The organism is Reinekea sp. G2M2-21, assembly GCF_015687175.1.
GTDB lineage: Bacteria > Pseudomonadota > Gammaproteobacteria > Pseudomonadales > Natronospirillaceae > Reinekea.
On record NZ_JADPQG010000012.1, the window covers coordinates 1 to 13978 of the forward strand.

Here is a 13978-nt window from a genome sequence, read left to right on the forward strand (position 1 = left end):
TTGAGTTTTTCGTGACCGGTGAAGTGCAAAACGGGTAAAAATTCCGCGGCCACGCGGCAACGAACTATGGCGGTCTCGTGCATTCGATTCCCTTACTGAAAGTGTTCGCGCAATACCTTCCTAATATTGCTTTGTATGTCGGTGCCGTGATGATCGCCTTGTTTTATCAACGAGGTGAACATCGGTCAGAGAGTGCTTTTCCACTGTCACGTTGGCACAGCGCGCCATTTTTACGGTTTCGTCGGGAAATTTCAAAAGGTGAACGGTCGTTTTGCGATAGGTGTCTCACTGCGCAGTGGTAAAAAACTGAAACCTGTGTCGTAAATGAAGAATCAACAGCGCGTCACGGTTCGGTTTTATCGGGATAGAGTGACACACCACGTCACATTTATCGGTTTTAGGTGCTAAAACGTGAAAACGGTCAGTACATAATTGAGCGGCAAGCCACAGAACATAACGTCTGGTTTAAGGACAATAATGGCAATATTTGTGTCTGTTTGAGGGTTTGGAATGACTCGGTTTAGTATTTTATTGTTGGCTTTGCTGCTTCAGGGTTGTTTCGTGGAAGTAGACCCTGGTGATGTGACCAACGATAAAACCGATGCCACGGACGATAATGAGCAGGAAGCCGGTGAGCTAATCACCTCGCTAAACGTGCTTAAAGGTGGTACGCCAGATGGCGATTTCCCGCTTGCAGTACGCGTAACCATGCGAGGTGCGGTGGCTTCGCAGTATGAATTGCGTTTGAACGGAGAGTTGTTGGAAGGTGGCAATATGCCTGCGACAGCCATTGTGACGGGTCCCTTTTCCGGGCAGGACACAAACGATAATTATCGGCTGACCTACGTGACTCTGGGACAGGCCGGAGACAACGAAATAGAGCTCACCCTGACCAAAGAGGGTGTTAGTGAAAAACGTGCCATCACGGTAAATGTTGGAAATCAGTGTTCCGGTGCAAATGAAAACTGGTTCGCTGCAAATGTACAAAGCAGTTTTAACGGTTGTACCGGCTGCCATACGGATGTTCCGGATAATTCATCTTTTGCAGCGTTGAAGACCTGGGACAAAATTCAGAACAGTTCAGATCTTTATTACGTTGCACACGCTGCAGCGAATTTTGACACGATGCCAGAAGCGAATGGCGGCAATTACAGTCATTCCGATGGTCGCAAGTGGCAACCGAATTCGTCGGAGCATTTGCGAGTCATAGAAATGCTGTACCGGATGGACGCTGACTTCACTTGCCCTTAGCCGTCGTGTTACTCAGCCAAGGGTTGGTCGCAGCACGAGCCTGGTGTTCAATATAGAAAGCTTCTACTTTGGCTCGGGCCCACGGTGTTTTGCGCAAAACTTTTAAACTGGAGTTAATACTCGGGTCGTGCGTAAAACAGCGGATATTGATGTGCTGGCCCAATTGCTCAAAGCCATAGAAGTCGACGAGTTCGGTGACCAGCGCTTTCAGGGTTACGCCATGTAATGGATCATTCGTCATTGTTCGACGTATCTAACTCTTTTGGTATGGCGCGTTTGACTCGCAGAACGGAACCGTCGAGATGCGTGTTGTTTAAACTGACAATCGCGGCCTTTGCGTCACCGGCTTTTGGCATTTCGACAAAACCAAAGCCTTTGTGCTTGCCGGTTTCGGCATCCATAATCAGTGTGCAGTATTGAACGGCGCCGTAAGCTTCGAAAAGGTCACGCAGTGCCTCTTCCGTAGTGTCGCGATTGATATTGCGGATCAGTATTTTCATTAAATGACCTGTGCGTTAAAACATGTATGAACGCCAGTTGCCTGAAAGGACTCATCATGACGGTTAAATCTCGGTCACAGTATAGCCTTATTACCACCATTTGTTTTACTGCTTTTTTGCTCTCCTGCGCAACGCTGGAAGAGCCCAGCATGAATTTAAGCGCCGATGTTGCCCCGATAACACAGGGGCAATGGTCAAAGCCTGCACTACAAAGCACCTGGCATTGGCAACTGACCGGCTCATTGAACACTGCCTACTCTGTTGATCTGTACGATGTTGATCTTTTTGATACCTCAACCGCACAGATTCAGCAATTACAAGCACAAGGGCGTTGGGTAATTTGCTATTTCTCTGCAGGCAGTTATGAACAATGGCGCGAAGATGTCTCTGATCTGTCAGAGTCGACGCTGGGTGAGACGCTTGATGGTTGGGCGGATGAGCGTTGGTGGGATATCCGCACCGAGGCGGTTCAGGCCGTGATCGAATCCCGGCTGCAATTGGCCCAAACGAAAGGGTGCGATGGTGTCGAGCCGGATAATATGGATGCCTACCAAAACGATTCCGGATTCTCTCTCACCGCGACCGATCAGCTCGCGTTCAACCGCTTTGTTGCGAATAAGGCACATTCACTCGGTTTGGCGGTAGGGTTGAAGAACGACCTTGATCAAATTGCCGAACTGGTCAGTTATTTCGACTTTGCTGTCAATGAACAATGCTTTGAGTACGACGAGTGCGATACCTTAACGCCATTCATCGAGTCCGGTAAGCCAGTGTTGAATGCCGAATACAAGTCGCTATGGGTGAACGACACCAACGCCAGAGCCAATTTATGTAACGCTGCAAACCAGCGTCAGTTCAGTACACTGATATTGCCGCTGAACCTGGATGACAGTTTTCGCCACAGCTGCCTGTAACGTCGGCGGTGGTTTCAAAGTGGCTGTCTTGCGCTCTGGAAAATAATCACTGGCAAAAGTATTAAAAATCCTGTTGTCAATTGGTTGCGCGCATTAGGCGGCGCCATAGCCAAGCGGACAAACCGATTTGCATCACCATGCCCAAGGCCAGCCAAACCAGACCCATCAGGTTTTGGTTGGCTAATTCTATGTAACCCCATAAAGTCCACCAGGTGGGTAGCGGTGCCGCGAGCCAGTACCAGGGCGCGGGTACAAATAAGGCCAGAATGACAGGGACGCTAATCAGAAACCCCGTGCCTTTCATAATGGCGAAACCTTCCACCAGGTTATGGGCAAAACTCAACAGCAATAACGCGGAAAAGGGCAGTAGCACCAGCGCCGCTACCGTGATCGCGGCCAGCTGCCACCAAGCCAGCTCCACAAAGCCAAGTAACTCGTGCAGAACCGGCGTTATGATCAACGACAGCAGCAGATAGCCTGATGAGCGGATCAGCAAGTATTGAGGCAACCCTGCCGGTGTGGTACGAACGACAGTGAGCATGCCCTGTTCGCGATCCGTCAACAGATTGAAACCCAACACCAGGCCGAGCATCATCGGCGTTAGCAACGCGATGAAAATCGAGGTGACCGTGGTGAACCGTTCCATATGCCAGTTTGGAAATGTCGCATCCAGTACCGGCCAATAGACCTTGACCAGAATCGCAATCAGCGGCGTTAACAGCAGAATCAGCAGCAGAAAGGCGTCACTCATAATTCGACGTTGTTCCGCTTTTAATATCAGCGCAATCATTAATGACCTCCGAAGCGATGTTCATAGTTAACCGCTGCCCAACGCTCGCCGAAATAGACGCAGACTACAGTCCACAACAGTTGAACAAGGCAGGCTATCACGCCCATCACAAGCGGGGTGTTTTCCACACCAAATTTAAGCAGTGCGGTGGCGCCCCCGGATGGCAGCATAACCCAGATGGGAGATTCGAGCAGTCCTGCCAAATAGAGGATAGGCACAGCCCAAACCATACCGGACAGGGCAAAGAATATTAAAAACTGATTGATACTTGCCAGGCGCCTTGCGGCTGTAATGCCGACGGAACTGAAAAAAAAGGCGCACAGCACAATGCCGGGGAAGAGCGCGAATGCTTGTTGCAGAGGCATGATTACAACCGCCAGCAAGCTCAGTGTCAGAATGGTCAGTGCGGACAATGCAATTAAACGACTCAAGGCCAACCAGATACTGCGGATGGGCGTTAAACGTAACGCGGGTGATATGTGTTGACTGCCGTCTAACATACCCAAGCCATAACCAAACAGTAAGCCAATTGCTGAGACGTCGATACTCGCCACAATAGAGAACCAAAAAGGACGCTGCTCTGCGGGTAACAAACTCAATAATGCTGCCCAGATCAAGGTCACAATAATCGCAGCGGCAACAAAACCATGCCGCCATTGAAATTTAAATTCGGTCAGCAACAGTAGCGCGAAACTGTTCATGTCAGTTGTGCTCCGGTGACCTTTATAAATACGTCTTCCAAACTCGCTTCTTTTGAATGCAGTGTTTCAACCGGGTAACGCGCAAGCTGCTGCAAAAACGCAGGGTTATCGGCCAGCTGTTGCAGCGGAAAGTCGGCGCTAATAAGTTGGCCGGCATCGTTGCGCTGTTCCAGGGTAACCGTTGATTCACCAAACTGTTTTTTCATTTGGCGAGGCGCATCAATTTTCTTCAATTCGCCATCGACCATAAACGCTACCCGGTCACATAACTCATCGGCGTCGTACATATTATGAGTGGTCAGAAAGATCGTTTTTCCCTGTTCTTTGTGCTGGCGAATCATGTTTCGGATGTTTGATGCGTTCACCGGGTCAAGGCCGGATGTGGGTTCATCTAAGAATAACAGGTCGGGGTTCGGCAACAGCGCCCGTGCAAAATTCAGACGCATTTTCATGCCTTTGGAGAATTCCTCAGTGCGCAGGTGTGCCTGATCACTGAGTCCGGTGTCTGCCAACAGCTGTTGAATACGCGGTGTCGCTTGCGATTTTGAAAGACCGTAAAGACTGGCAAACAAATGCATGTTTTCCAGCGCGGTTAATTTGCTGTAGTGGTTGGGCAGTTCGAAACCGACACCAATGCGGCGATAAATGTCTGCGCGCCACTGTGCGATGTCTTTATTAAACAGCTGTGCGTTGCCGCGATGCCCGTGCAACAAACCGATCAGTAACTTTTGCGTGGTACTTTTTCCAGAACCACTGGGGCCGAGAAAACCAAACATTTCCCCCGGAGCGACCTGAAAACTGAGCCCCTTGAGAGTGTCGTGGTGTTGGCCTGGATAGCGATAATAAAGTTGGTCGACGTGAATCATGATCGGCTCCAGCAAACTGAAGTCGCATCATAGGAGTTGGCTGTTGCTCTGGGAACCTTCTAAGGGAAAGTCATGACAGGTGTCATGACGGGTGTGGTGCATCGTCAGTTAAGCCGGTGAACGCACGCAGGCTCTTCAGCGCAGCTCACTCGCAAGATTCTTGCGCAGCCAGTGCATGGTTTCACCCGGCGGGTAGTCGATCAGTTTGCCGACCGTTTCATAACCGAGCTTGTGATAAAAGTCCGGTGCCTGAAAACTGAATGTAGACACTTTCACCCACTTGCACTGCCGCTCTAATGCCAGGGTTTCAGCTTCCATCACTAACAGACTGCCCAGCCCATTGCGACGATGAACAGGCGCTACCCACAGGTAGTCCAGTGCCAGCCAACCCCAGAACGTTTCGCTGATCAGGCCGCCGATGAGTTGATCGTCTTTAACCGCATAAATGTCCAAAGGCAGGCCACCTTCTGCACGAATCGCCTGATGCCAGGTCGATTGTTCATCGTTGAACTGGCGTACCTGTTTTAAGATAAAATCACGTTTGTCATCGTCTGCCTGATGTTCAACCACCAGATTCAAAGGTGACGTCATACTCACTCCAGATCTTTACGCAGCCAATATTTTGCGAAGCCCGGTGGCAGATCCAACAATTGCCCGACCACGTTAAAACCATGCTTCTGATAAAAATCCGGCGCCTGAAAACTAAAAGTGGTTAAGTGCATAAACCGGCACTGTTTCGTCTGTGCGTGCTCGATGGCCTTGCCTAGCAATTGTGAACCCAAACCCTGATGGCGGTATTCCTCGTGTACCCAAAGGCGATCAATCTCCATCGATTGCCAATAGCTTTCACCGTACAGTCCGGCAACTAACTCGCCGTTCTCGTCCTCCAGGTACACATCAAAAGGATCTCCCCTGGTGGCACGAATGTCTTTGTGCCAAACGGATTTTTCGTCGTTATAGGCGCGAAATAACGCGTTCAGTTTTTCGCGCCGGGGTTCATCTTCTGTGGTGGAAACAAGAGTCGTCAGCTCAGGCATCGGCTTGTTCTTCCAGATCATCCAGACTGGGCAACGCGGTGAATGCGCCCTGACGAGCCACAGTAAAGGCACCGCATTTACTGGCGAACAAGGCCATTTCTTCCAGAGTTTTCTGATCGGTAATGGCTCTGCGGATGTCGCTTTGTTCCGACAGGGCAAACAGAAAACCACCGGTGAAGGCGTCGCCGGCGGCGGTGGTATCGACGACCTTGGTCACCGGTGGTGTGATTTCAGAGAACACACCTTTGGCGAGTACTTTAATCGGGTTGCCTCCGTCGGTGATCAGAACGGTAGTCACACCCGCTTCAATAGCCGCCTTAACAAACGCCTGTTCACCGGCAGGTTCCAGATAATCAAGTTCTTCTTTCGAGACTTTAATCAGGTCAACCGAGGCAAAACAATCGGTCACGGTCTTAATATCTGCCTTGCCTTTCGGCCACAGGTTATGACGAAGGTTAATGTCAAAACTCACCAGGCAACCCTGTTTTTTGGCTTTGGCCAGGGCCGCCATAGTGGTTTTCGCTATATTGGGTTCGGTTAAGGTGTTGGAGCAAAAATGGAATATGTCCGCTCCCATAAACCACTTGTCTTTTACGTCCAGCTCCGACAATAAGACATCGGCTGTTTGCTCGCGGAAAAACTCAAACGAGCGTTCGCCATCGTCATCCAAAAATACAAACGCCAACGCTGTTTTTGCCGTCGGGTGCATCTGCATGTTGTCTGTATTGACTTCGTACGCTTCCAGTGAAGATTTTAGAAAATGTCCGAACGTGTCATCGCCGACCTGACCGGCAAAGCGTGCATCCCCACCAAGCTTGGCAATGGCAACGGCAACGTTAGCGGGCGCGCCGCCGGGAAACTGTCGGAAATCGGGAATGTTTAAGGGACCTTCCGATTGATGTCCGGTATTCAGAAAATCGATTAATGCTTCGCCAAAACAGGTTACAGCCGCCATGAGGCCTCCAAATAAATAGTTAAAAACGCTCTTCGGGGCAGTTTAGTCAGCTCGGGCAAACTTGCCCAGATGGAATCGACAAGACTGCTTAGCTCCAACCGCAGCCCATCAACGCTGCGTTTTACAGCATGTAAATGAAACTGACCACCTGTTTTCTATCATTTATGCCGTGCGAAGGTTGCGAAGCGGACTTAGCTGGGCAACCTTAGTGGTTCTCATTTACGGATGGCGAATTCAACGTGCAACCTTTTTCTGTTTTGGATTTATTTAAAGTCGGTATTGGTCCTTCCTCTTCTCATACGCTAGGGCCGATGCGTGCCGCCGGAAAATTTGTTGAACATCTAGTGCAGCAGGGCTTGCTGAACCAGGTGACGCATGTCCGGGTTAATCTTTATGGCTCGTTGGCGTTAACCGGTGTCGGGCATGCAACCGACAAGGCCGTGATTCTGGGGCTGGCTGGATTCGACGCGGCCACCATCGACCCCGATGAAGCCGAACGGCAATTCCGAGTGACCCAGGCCGAGAGTACGCTGTTGCTCGCCGGTGATCATCACATTCGTTTTAATGTCGATGAATGCATTCGCTTTTTGGGCGATGTGTTTTTACCCGAGCACCCCAATGGCATGCGTTTCTGCGCACTGGACAGCAATGGCATCGAACTCGCTGCGCAGACTTGGTATTCCGTGGGTGGCGGTGCCATCGCTAGCGAGTTGGCCAAAAATTCCGCGCAGCGTGATTTGTTGCAAGAATTCCCAGATCTACGTGAGTTCCCGTTTGCCAATGCTGAAGAATTGATTGCCCATTGTCTGGCGCAAAACCTGTCTATTGCCGACATTGTGGCGCGCAATGAGAGTCGGCTGCAGGGTTCCATGGACGCCGTGGAGGATTGGGTACGGGATATCTGCTCTGCCATGCAACAATGCATGCAACGCGGAATGGCTGCCGAAGGTCCGTTGCCGGGCGGCATTCGTGTTCAACGTCGTGCCAGCCGGATGGCGAAATCATTACGGGCAAGAACCCTGAAAGATGATTTGCTGACACTCGATTGGGTGTCTGTTTATGCGCTGGCCGTAAATGAAGAAAACGCCTCCGGTGGACGGGTGGTGACCGCGCCGACCAACGGATCAGCAGGGGTCATTCCCGCTGTTATGGCGCATCTGGAACACCATCATGAAGGTATGGCAGAAGATTGGCTCAGTACCTTTTTGTTGACCTGTGCTGCGATCGGTTGGTTGTATAAGCGTAACGCCTCTATATCGGCTGCGGAAATGGGTTGCCAGGGTGAAATTGGGGTTGCCAGTTCCATGGCCGCAGCGGGTATGGCCGCCGTTATGGGCGGTAATCCGGAGCAGGTTGAACATGCCGCTGAAATCGCCATGGAGCATCATTTGGGCATGACCTGCGACCCTATCGCGGGCCTGGTGCAGGTGCCATGCATTGAACGTAACGCCTTTGGTGCCGTAAAAGCGATACAGGCAGCGCGTATGGCGATTAATGAACCTGGCGATCATTGTGTCTCACTGGACGAATGCATTGAAACCATGCGCCAGACCGGAGAAGACATGGTCAGTAAATACAAAGAGACCGCCCAAGGCGGTCTCGCAGTGAATGTCGTGGTGTGCTGAAGGCGTTCCTTACTCGTAAGGGTCGTTTTCCATCAAGGTCGGGGTTGCGACGGTTTTCAGAACGATGTTGTTGGTGATCGTCTGTCCATCCGCTTTAAGTGCCAACAGCGTGTTCACGAATTCATTAAAATCATCGCGCTGTTCATCCACAATGGCCGAGGCTGCGCCAACCCCAAAGTGATCGGAACTGAAAGGATAGCTGGGCAGCGCTTTCCCATCAGTGGGGTTGTCGATTTCTGCTATGAATGAAGTGCGCAAGTTGGCGACACTGTTGTTGTTCATGTTGAATTCCGCGCTGGCATCCGCGTTGTTGCCGCCATGACAGGATACGCAATTATCAACAACCAGTGCGTTTATCCGGTTGGCCCAATAATCATCGCGCAACACCGGACCGGGCAGTACGATATCAGACCAGCTGAAATTGTAGGTTCTTAGTGTGCCGTTAGGTTGGCGAACTGCAAAGTCGAGATAGAAGGTGTAATTCTCTGGTTGGGTCAGTTTCAAACGGTAATCCGCCATGCCAGTACTGTCATAAAAGAACTTAGAGTCGGCATCGGTTGAACCGGCTTGAACAAAGTTTGTAACCGTGGCCTTATCCATTGTACCGACTCGGTATGAGAGCAACCCTACCGGGGTTTCTGGCTCTTCATAGCGCAAGATGATGTCGGAAAAATCCACCGACACATAGCCTTCCCATTCGTCAGGGTCATCGCCAACATCTCGGTAAACGATCGACATTTCTGGTTGAGAGACCACCGCGGCTTCATCCCAAGTATCTTGTGGGTCCCAGAATTTATCACCATAGCGAGAGTTCGATTCAGGGCCGCAGGCTGACAGTGCGATTAAGGCAAGCGGAATCGCGAATGCGTTTGCAATGACTAATTTGCTCATGACTAAACTAATACAACTGACTGAGGAGTGCTTATTGTAGAGATAATCGGTGCGGAAAAATTGAACAGGGTCTAGCTTTTGAACGAAAAGGTTTTCGCTAACCTGACCTTTTACGGCACTTTTTGACTGAGCCAGATCAGTTTTCCCGCGGAAAAAGCTTGCCATTTCGAATTTTAACCGGTGGCTGAATGGTCACATCTTGTCAGTCGGCTTGCATGCCTCTGACTAGCCCTCAGGCATCCACAGAAGCTGTGGATAACTTTGGGGGTAGCCTTTGTGTAGATTGCGCCATGCCACAGGTATCCTGCATTATTCGGTTTTGCCCACTTTCTAACCGACTTCGCTGAAAGCCTTATAAATCAGGGTGTTAGCTGATTATCAAGGAAAATATTTCAGAAAAATGTTGTTTTACTACTTGATAATCGAATAGATCTGAGTATGTGTATAACCGATTCATCTAAGACCGCTATTTTTACCGAGCCTTGCGAATGTCAAGCTCTTTTAAGGCACAAGAAAGGCTTTTTTCAGGCGTAAATTCGATCACGGTTTTCCAATTTTCCGGGTTTGACAGTACACTGCTGCGCAGTTCGTATTGCTGGAAATACTCATGCATTGTCCTTTCTGTAACGCTCAAGACACCAAAGTCATTGACTCCCGCCTGGTGGCGGAAGGAGAACAGGTACGCCGTCGCCGGGAATGTAACGCCTGCGGTGAGCGTTTCACCACCTATGAAACCGCTGAACTGGTGATGCCGAGAGTCATCAAACAAAACGGCAACCGGGAACCGTTTGATGAAGTGAAGCTCAGAGCCGGCTTGCAGCGAGCTCTGGAGAAGCGCCCGGTTTCCGTTGATGATATAGAAGCGGCCATAACGCGGGTAAAGCAAGCTTTGCGGGCAACAGGTGAGCGAGAGCTGGATTCCCGTAAGCTGGGTGAGTATGTCATGGAAGAGCTCAAGCAACTGGATCAGGTTGCGTATGTGCGCTTTGCGTCGGTTTATCGCAGTTTCAAAGACTTGAATGAGTTCCGCAGTGAAATTGACCGTCTGGAAAAGGATGACTGATTCGTGACGGCTGAATACAGCGATGAATTCTGGATGGCCCGCGCTCTGCAGTTGGCGCGCTTGGGGGAAACCACCACAACGCCAAACCCCAATGTTGGCTGTGTTATTGTTAATAACAATCAATTAGTGGGGGAGGGCTATCATAAAAAAGCCGGTACTCCCCACGCCGAAGTACATGCTCTGGCGGAGGCTGGAAACGCCGCGAAGGGAGCAACGGCTTACGTCACGTTGGAACCCTGTAGTCATTTTGGTAAAACGCCTCCTTGTGCTGATGCCTTAATTGCCGCAGGCGTCGCCCGGGTAGTCTGTGCCATGGCAGACCCTAACCCTCTGGTCGCAGGTAAAGGCCTCGCAAAGTTGCGAGCCGCAGGTATTACTACATCGGCAGGTATTTTAGAAGCCGATGCCGAGGCCCTGAACCGAGGGTTTCTGCAACGCATGCGTACGGGGCGGCCTTTTATCACCGTTAAAATGGCTTCCAGCCTGGATGGGGCTACGGCTCTTGCCAATGGCGAGAGCCAATGGATTACGGGGCCGGAAGCGCGAGCCGATGTCCAGCAATGGCGTGCCCGCAGTTGTGCGATCGTTACCGGCGTGGGGACGGTGCTCGCGGACAATCCAAAACTGAATGTCCGGTTGCCAGACTGCTCCCGTCAACCTGTGCGCATAATTTTAGATCCATCTGGTCGTACCCCTGTAGATGCAGATATCACCCAGAGCGTTGGAGACACCATACTGATTCACGACCCGGCATTGGCAGCTGAGCGAATTCAGGCCTACCAACAGCATGGATTCCTGACGCAGGCGTTACCGCTGAAAGGCAATGGTATCGATCTGCATGCTTTCGCGGACTGGGCGGGCACACAGAGTTTTAACCATCTCTGGGTCGAAGCCGGTGCGACGTTGGCGGGAGCTTTCGCAGCATCGGGTCTGGTCAATCGATTTATTCTGTATCAGGCGGCCAAGTTTTTGGGCGCCAATACCCGACCGCTGTTAGGCTTCAATTTAAGCGCGCTGAATGAGGCGATTGAACTGAAAGCGCAGGATGTCCGCTTTATTGGCCAGGATATTCGTTGGATATTGGCCGTAAACGCTTGATTTTGGTGGCTTTGCCTACATAATCCCTGCTGTTTCCAGAATAGCTAAACTCATTGCAACCATAGAGAGTGTGCCTGTGTCGCTGAATACGACTGAAGAAATCATCGAAGACATCCGTCAAGGTAAAATGGTCATCCTGCTGGATGATGAAGATCGTGAAAATGAAGGTGATTTAATCGTCGCAGCCGAAAAGGTGACGCCGGAAATCATCAACTTCATGGCCTCCAAAGCACGCGGTCTGATTTGCTTAACTCTGACCGGTGAACGCTGTGATTTTTTGGGCTTGCCTCCCATGGTACACGCCAACCAAGCTTCCCACGGCACACCTTTTACGGTGTCTATTGAAGCCAGCGAAGGCGTTACCACCGGTATTTCCGCTGCGGATCGTGCACGGACGATTCGTGTGGCGGTGGACCCTAAGTCCAGCCCGGATGATATCGTGCAGCCTGGGCATATATTTCCGTTACGAGCGCAGCCTGGTGGTGTGCTTAGCCGTGCTGGTCACACCGAAGCAGGGTGCGATCTGGCCCGTATGGCTGGTTTAATCCCTGCCGCCGCCATTGTCGAAATCATGAACGAAGACGGCACAATGGCCCGGTTGCCTGATCTGCAAGTGTTCGCCAAAGAGCACGACCTGAAGATCGGCACTATTGCTGACCTTATTCACTACCGAATTCTGAATGAGCGCACCATTAATGAAATTGAAGCGCCAACACTGCACACTAAGGCAGGCGAATTTGAAGTGCGTGCCTATCACGACAGTATTACCGGCGGCACGCATTTGGCATTGACCAAAGGCGCACCGTTTAAGGAAAGCGAACCAACGCTGGTGCGGGTACACGTGACTTCAACATTGAAAGACCTGTTGGGCGTAGAAGTGCCGGGGCGTAACAGCTGGACACTAGATAAAGCCATGGCGAAGGTCGCCGAAGAAGGCGCTGGCGTGGTCGTACTGCTGGACGTGCAGGAGTCGATAGATGTCGAAACCGAGCTATGCTTGTTAAGTGGCCGCAAAAAACAACCGAAAAACCCAAATGTCGACAAATACGGAACCTACAACACCATCGGTACCGGTTCTCAGATCCTGCGTGATCTCGGCGTCGGCAAAATGCGCTTACTCAGTTCGCCCACTCGGTTTGGTGGGATATCCGGTTTCGACCTGGAAGTGGTCGAGTTCGTGGAACCTTGAAACCGCTAACAAAGCCTAATTATTTTTCAGCCCTGTCCGCAGGGTTAAGACTCAGACAATAGGAAAGCAAATGACTATTAAAACGATTGAAGGTGATTTTTCCGCCAATAACGGCCGCTACGCAATTGTGGTCACCCGTTGGAACAGTTTTGTGGTTGACCACCTTCAAAGCGGCGCAATCGATGCGTTAAAACGTCATGGCATTTCTGATGATCAGATTACCCTTGTCAAAGCACCAGGTGCTTATGAATTACCGCTGGTGTGTCAACGTTTGGCTGACTCGGGTGACTATGACGCGATTGTGGCCTTGGGTGCTGTGATTCGTGGTGGTACACCGCACTTCGATTATGTAGCCGGAGAAGCCGCGGGTGGTTTAAACAGTGTTGCCTTGACGATGGACATTCCGGTTATCTTCGGTGTACTGACCGTCGATTCTATCGAACAGGCCATTGAGCGCAGTGGCACTAAAGCAGGCAACAAGGGCGCAGAAGCCGCTGAAGTGGCATTGGAAATGGTTAACCTGTTGGGTAACATCGGTAATGGGGGCAAATCCGAATGACCATGAATAAACCCAATCCGACGCAGCGTCGTAAAGCGCGTAAGCTGGCGTTACAGGCGCTGTATCAATGGCATATCGCAGAGTCACCGATCACGCAGATTGAAGCTGAATTTTTGGTCGATAACGACATGACCAAGGTTGACCGCGAGTATTTTTCTGAAGTACTGCGTGGCGTACCCGCGTCTAAAAGCGTATTAGATGAGCACATTGCCAAGCATACAGACCGAAGCCCGAAAGAAATGACGCCGGTCGAGTTGGCCATACTGCGTATGGGGACCTATGAATTGATTCACCGAATCGATGTGCCTTACAAAGTTATTATTAACGAAGGCGTCGAGTTGTCGAAGATTTTTGGTGCCAATGAAGCCCATAAGTACGTCAACGGTGTCTTGGACAAACTTGCGCAAGAATTGCGTATGCCGGAAGTCAAAGCCGTAAAAAAATAAGCGGGTAATCGACACTTTACTGGTAAGAACTGCAGTTTAAAGTCTGAATCTTCGCCAAAAAAAATCCCGCAACAGCGGGATTTTTTTGTCAAC

The 13978-nt window shown here is 50.7% G+C and carries 17 protein-coding genes; 8 read left to right on the plus strand and 9 right to left on the minus strand.

Going from position 1 to position 13978, the window contains the following annotated elements:
* Positions 1 to 510 precede the first annotated feature (510 nt).
* Positions 511 to 1251, plus strand: a complete 741-nt coding sequence (locus IYN85_RS24635; protein ID WP_196161641.1) for a hypothetical protein — start codon at positions 511 to 513, stop codon at positions 1249 to 1251.
* On the opposite strand, the gene IYN85_RS24640 is transcribed toward IYN85_RS24635, so the two are convergent.
* The gene (locus IYN85_RS24640) at positions 1238 to 1492 is read right to left on the minus strand and encodes a VF530 family DNA-binding protein (protein WP_196161642.1); all 255 of its coding nucleotides are present in this window, start codon (positions 1490 to 1492) and stop codon (positions 1238 to 1240) included. The genes IYN85_RS24635 and IYN85_RS24640 overlap by 14 nt on opposite strands.
* Entirely contained in the window at positions 1482 to 1751 is a 270-nt protein-coding gene (locus tag IYN85_RS24645; RefSeq protein WP_196161643.1) for an RNA-binding protein, read from the minus strand. Before IYN85_RS24645 ends, IYN85_RS24640 begins: the two co-directional genes overlap by 11 nt.
* A 56-nt stretch (positions 1752 to 1807) precedes the next feature.
* Here IYN85_RS24645 and IYN85_RS24650 point away from each other — a divergent pair, with 56 nt between their 5' ends.
* Complete coding sequence (locus tag IYN85_RS24650; protein WP_196161644.1) at positions 1808 to 2665, plus strand: endo alpha-1,4 polygalactosaminidase; 858 nt, start codon at positions 1808 to 1810, stop codon at positions 2663 to 2665.
* A 76-nt stretch (positions 2666 to 2741) separates the two neighbouring features.
* Here the strand turns inward: IYN85_RS24650 and IYN85_RS24655 are convergent, their stop codons facing one another.
* The 6 genes from IYN85_RS24655 to IYN85_RS24680 all read right to left on the minus strand — a co-directional run bounded on the left by IYN85_RS24655 (position 2742) and on the right by IYN85_RS24680 (position 7014).
* Entirely contained in the window at positions 2742 to 3455 is a 714-nt protein-coding gene (locus IYN85_RS24655) for a hypothetical protein (RefSeq protein ID WP_196161645.1), read from the minus strand.
* Positions 3455 to 4156, minus strand: a complete 702-nt coding sequence (locus tag IYN85_RS24660) for a hypothetical protein (RefSeq protein ID WP_196161646.1) — start codon at positions 4154 to 4156, stop codon at positions 3455 to 3457. The genes IYN85_RS24655 and IYN85_RS24660 overlap by 1 nt, the downstream gene beginning before the upstream one ends.
* Positions 4153 to 5022, minus strand: coding sequence for an ABC transporter ATP-binding protein (locus IYN85_RS24665; RefSeq protein ID WP_196161647.1), 870 nt, complete (start codon positions 5020 to 5022; stop codon positions 4153 to 4155). The genes IYN85_RS24660 and IYN85_RS24665 overlap by 4 nt, the downstream gene beginning before the upstream one ends.
* A 135-nt stretch (positions 5023 to 5157) precedes the next feature.
* On the minus strand, positions 5158 to 5613 hold the full coding sequence (locus IYN85_RS24670; RefSeq protein WP_196161648.1) for a GNAT family N-acetyltransferase: 456 nt from the start codon (positions 5611 to 5613) through the stop codon (positions 5158 to 5160).
* A gap of 2 nt (positions 5614 to 5615) precedes the next feature.
* Positions 5616 to 6059 (minus strand): GNAT family N-acetyltransferase, encoded by a 444-nt coding sequence (locus IYN85_RS24675; protein WP_196161649.1) that lies wholly within the window; start codon positions 6057 to 6059, stop codon positions 5616 to 5618.
* The gene (locus IYN85_RS24680; protein WP_196161650.1) at positions 6052 to 7014 is read right to left on the minus strand and encodes a carbohydrate kinase; all 963 of its coding nucleotides are present in this window, start codon (positions 7012 to 7014) and stop codon (positions 6052 to 6054) included. The genes IYN85_RS24675 and IYN85_RS24680 overlap by 8 nt, the downstream gene beginning before the upstream one ends.
* Before the next feature lie 239 nt (positions 7015 to 7253).
* Between IYN85_RS24680 and IYN85_RS24685 the strand changes: the two genes are divergently transcribed.
* Positions 7254 to 8639 carry an L-serine ammonia-lyase gene (locus tag IYN85_RS24685; RefSeq protein WP_196161651.1) on the plus strand — a complete coding sequence of 462 codons (1386 nt, stop codon included), beginning with the start codon at positions 7254 to 7256 and terminating at the stop codon, positions 8637 to 8639.
* A gap of 9 nt (positions 8640 to 8648) precedes the next feature.
* Here IYN85_RS24685 and IYN85_RS24690 read toward each other — a convergent pair whose 3' ends face one another.
* Positions 8649 to 9530: a hypothetical protein gene (locus tag IYN85_RS24690; RefSeq protein ID WP_196161652.1), complete on the minus strand. Its 882-nt coding sequence runs from the start codon at positions 9528 to 9530 to the stop codon at positions 8649 to 8651.
* A gap of 607 nt (positions 9531 to 10137) precedes the next feature.
* Between IYN85_RS24690 and nrdR the strand changes: the two genes are divergently transcribed.
* The 5 genes from nrdR to nusB all read left to right on the plus strand — a co-directional run bounded on the left by nrdR (position 10138) and on the right by nusB (position 13885).
* On the plus strand, positions 10138 to 10593 hold the full coding sequence (gene nrdR, locus IYN85_RS24695) for a transcriptional regulator NrdR (RefSeq protein ID WP_196161653.1): 456 nt from the start codon (positions 10138 to 10140) through the stop codon (positions 10591 to 10593).
* A 3-nt stretch (positions 10594 to 10596) separates the two neighbouring features.
* Positions 10597 to 11691: a bifunctional diaminohydroxyphosphoribosylaminopyrimidine deaminase/5-amino-6-(5-phosphoribosylamino)uracil reductase RibD gene (gene ribD, locus IYN85_RS24700; RefSeq protein WP_370592246.1), complete on the plus strand. Its 1095-nt coding sequence runs from the start codon at positions 10597 to 10599 to the stop codon at positions 11689 to 11691.
* A 76-nt stretch (positions 11692 to 11767) separates the two neighbouring features.
* Positions 11768 to 12880 (plus strand): bifunctional 3,4-dihydroxy-2-butanone-4-phosphate synthase/GTP cyclohydrolase II, encoded by a 1113-nt coding sequence (gene ribBA, locus IYN85_RS24705; protein WP_196161654.1) that lies wholly within the window; start codon positions 11768 to 11770, stop codon positions 12878 to 12880.
* Between the two features lie 70 nt (positions 12881 to 12950).
* Complete coding sequence (gene ribE, locus IYN85_RS24710) at positions 12951 to 13439, plus strand: 6,7-dimethyl-8-ribityllumazine synthase (RefSeq protein WP_196161655.1); 489 nt, start codon at positions 12951 to 12953, stop codon at positions 13437 to 13439.
* Positions 13436 to 13885 carry a transcription antitermination factor NusB gene (gene nusB, locus IYN85_RS24715; RefSeq protein ID WP_196161656.1) on the plus strand — a complete coding sequence of 150 codons (450 nt, stop codon included), beginning with the start codon at positions 13436 to 13438 and terminating at the stop codon, positions 13883 to 13885. The genes ribE and nusB overlap by 4 nt, the downstream gene beginning before the upstream one ends.
* Positions 13886 to 13978: the final 93 nt, after the last annotated feature.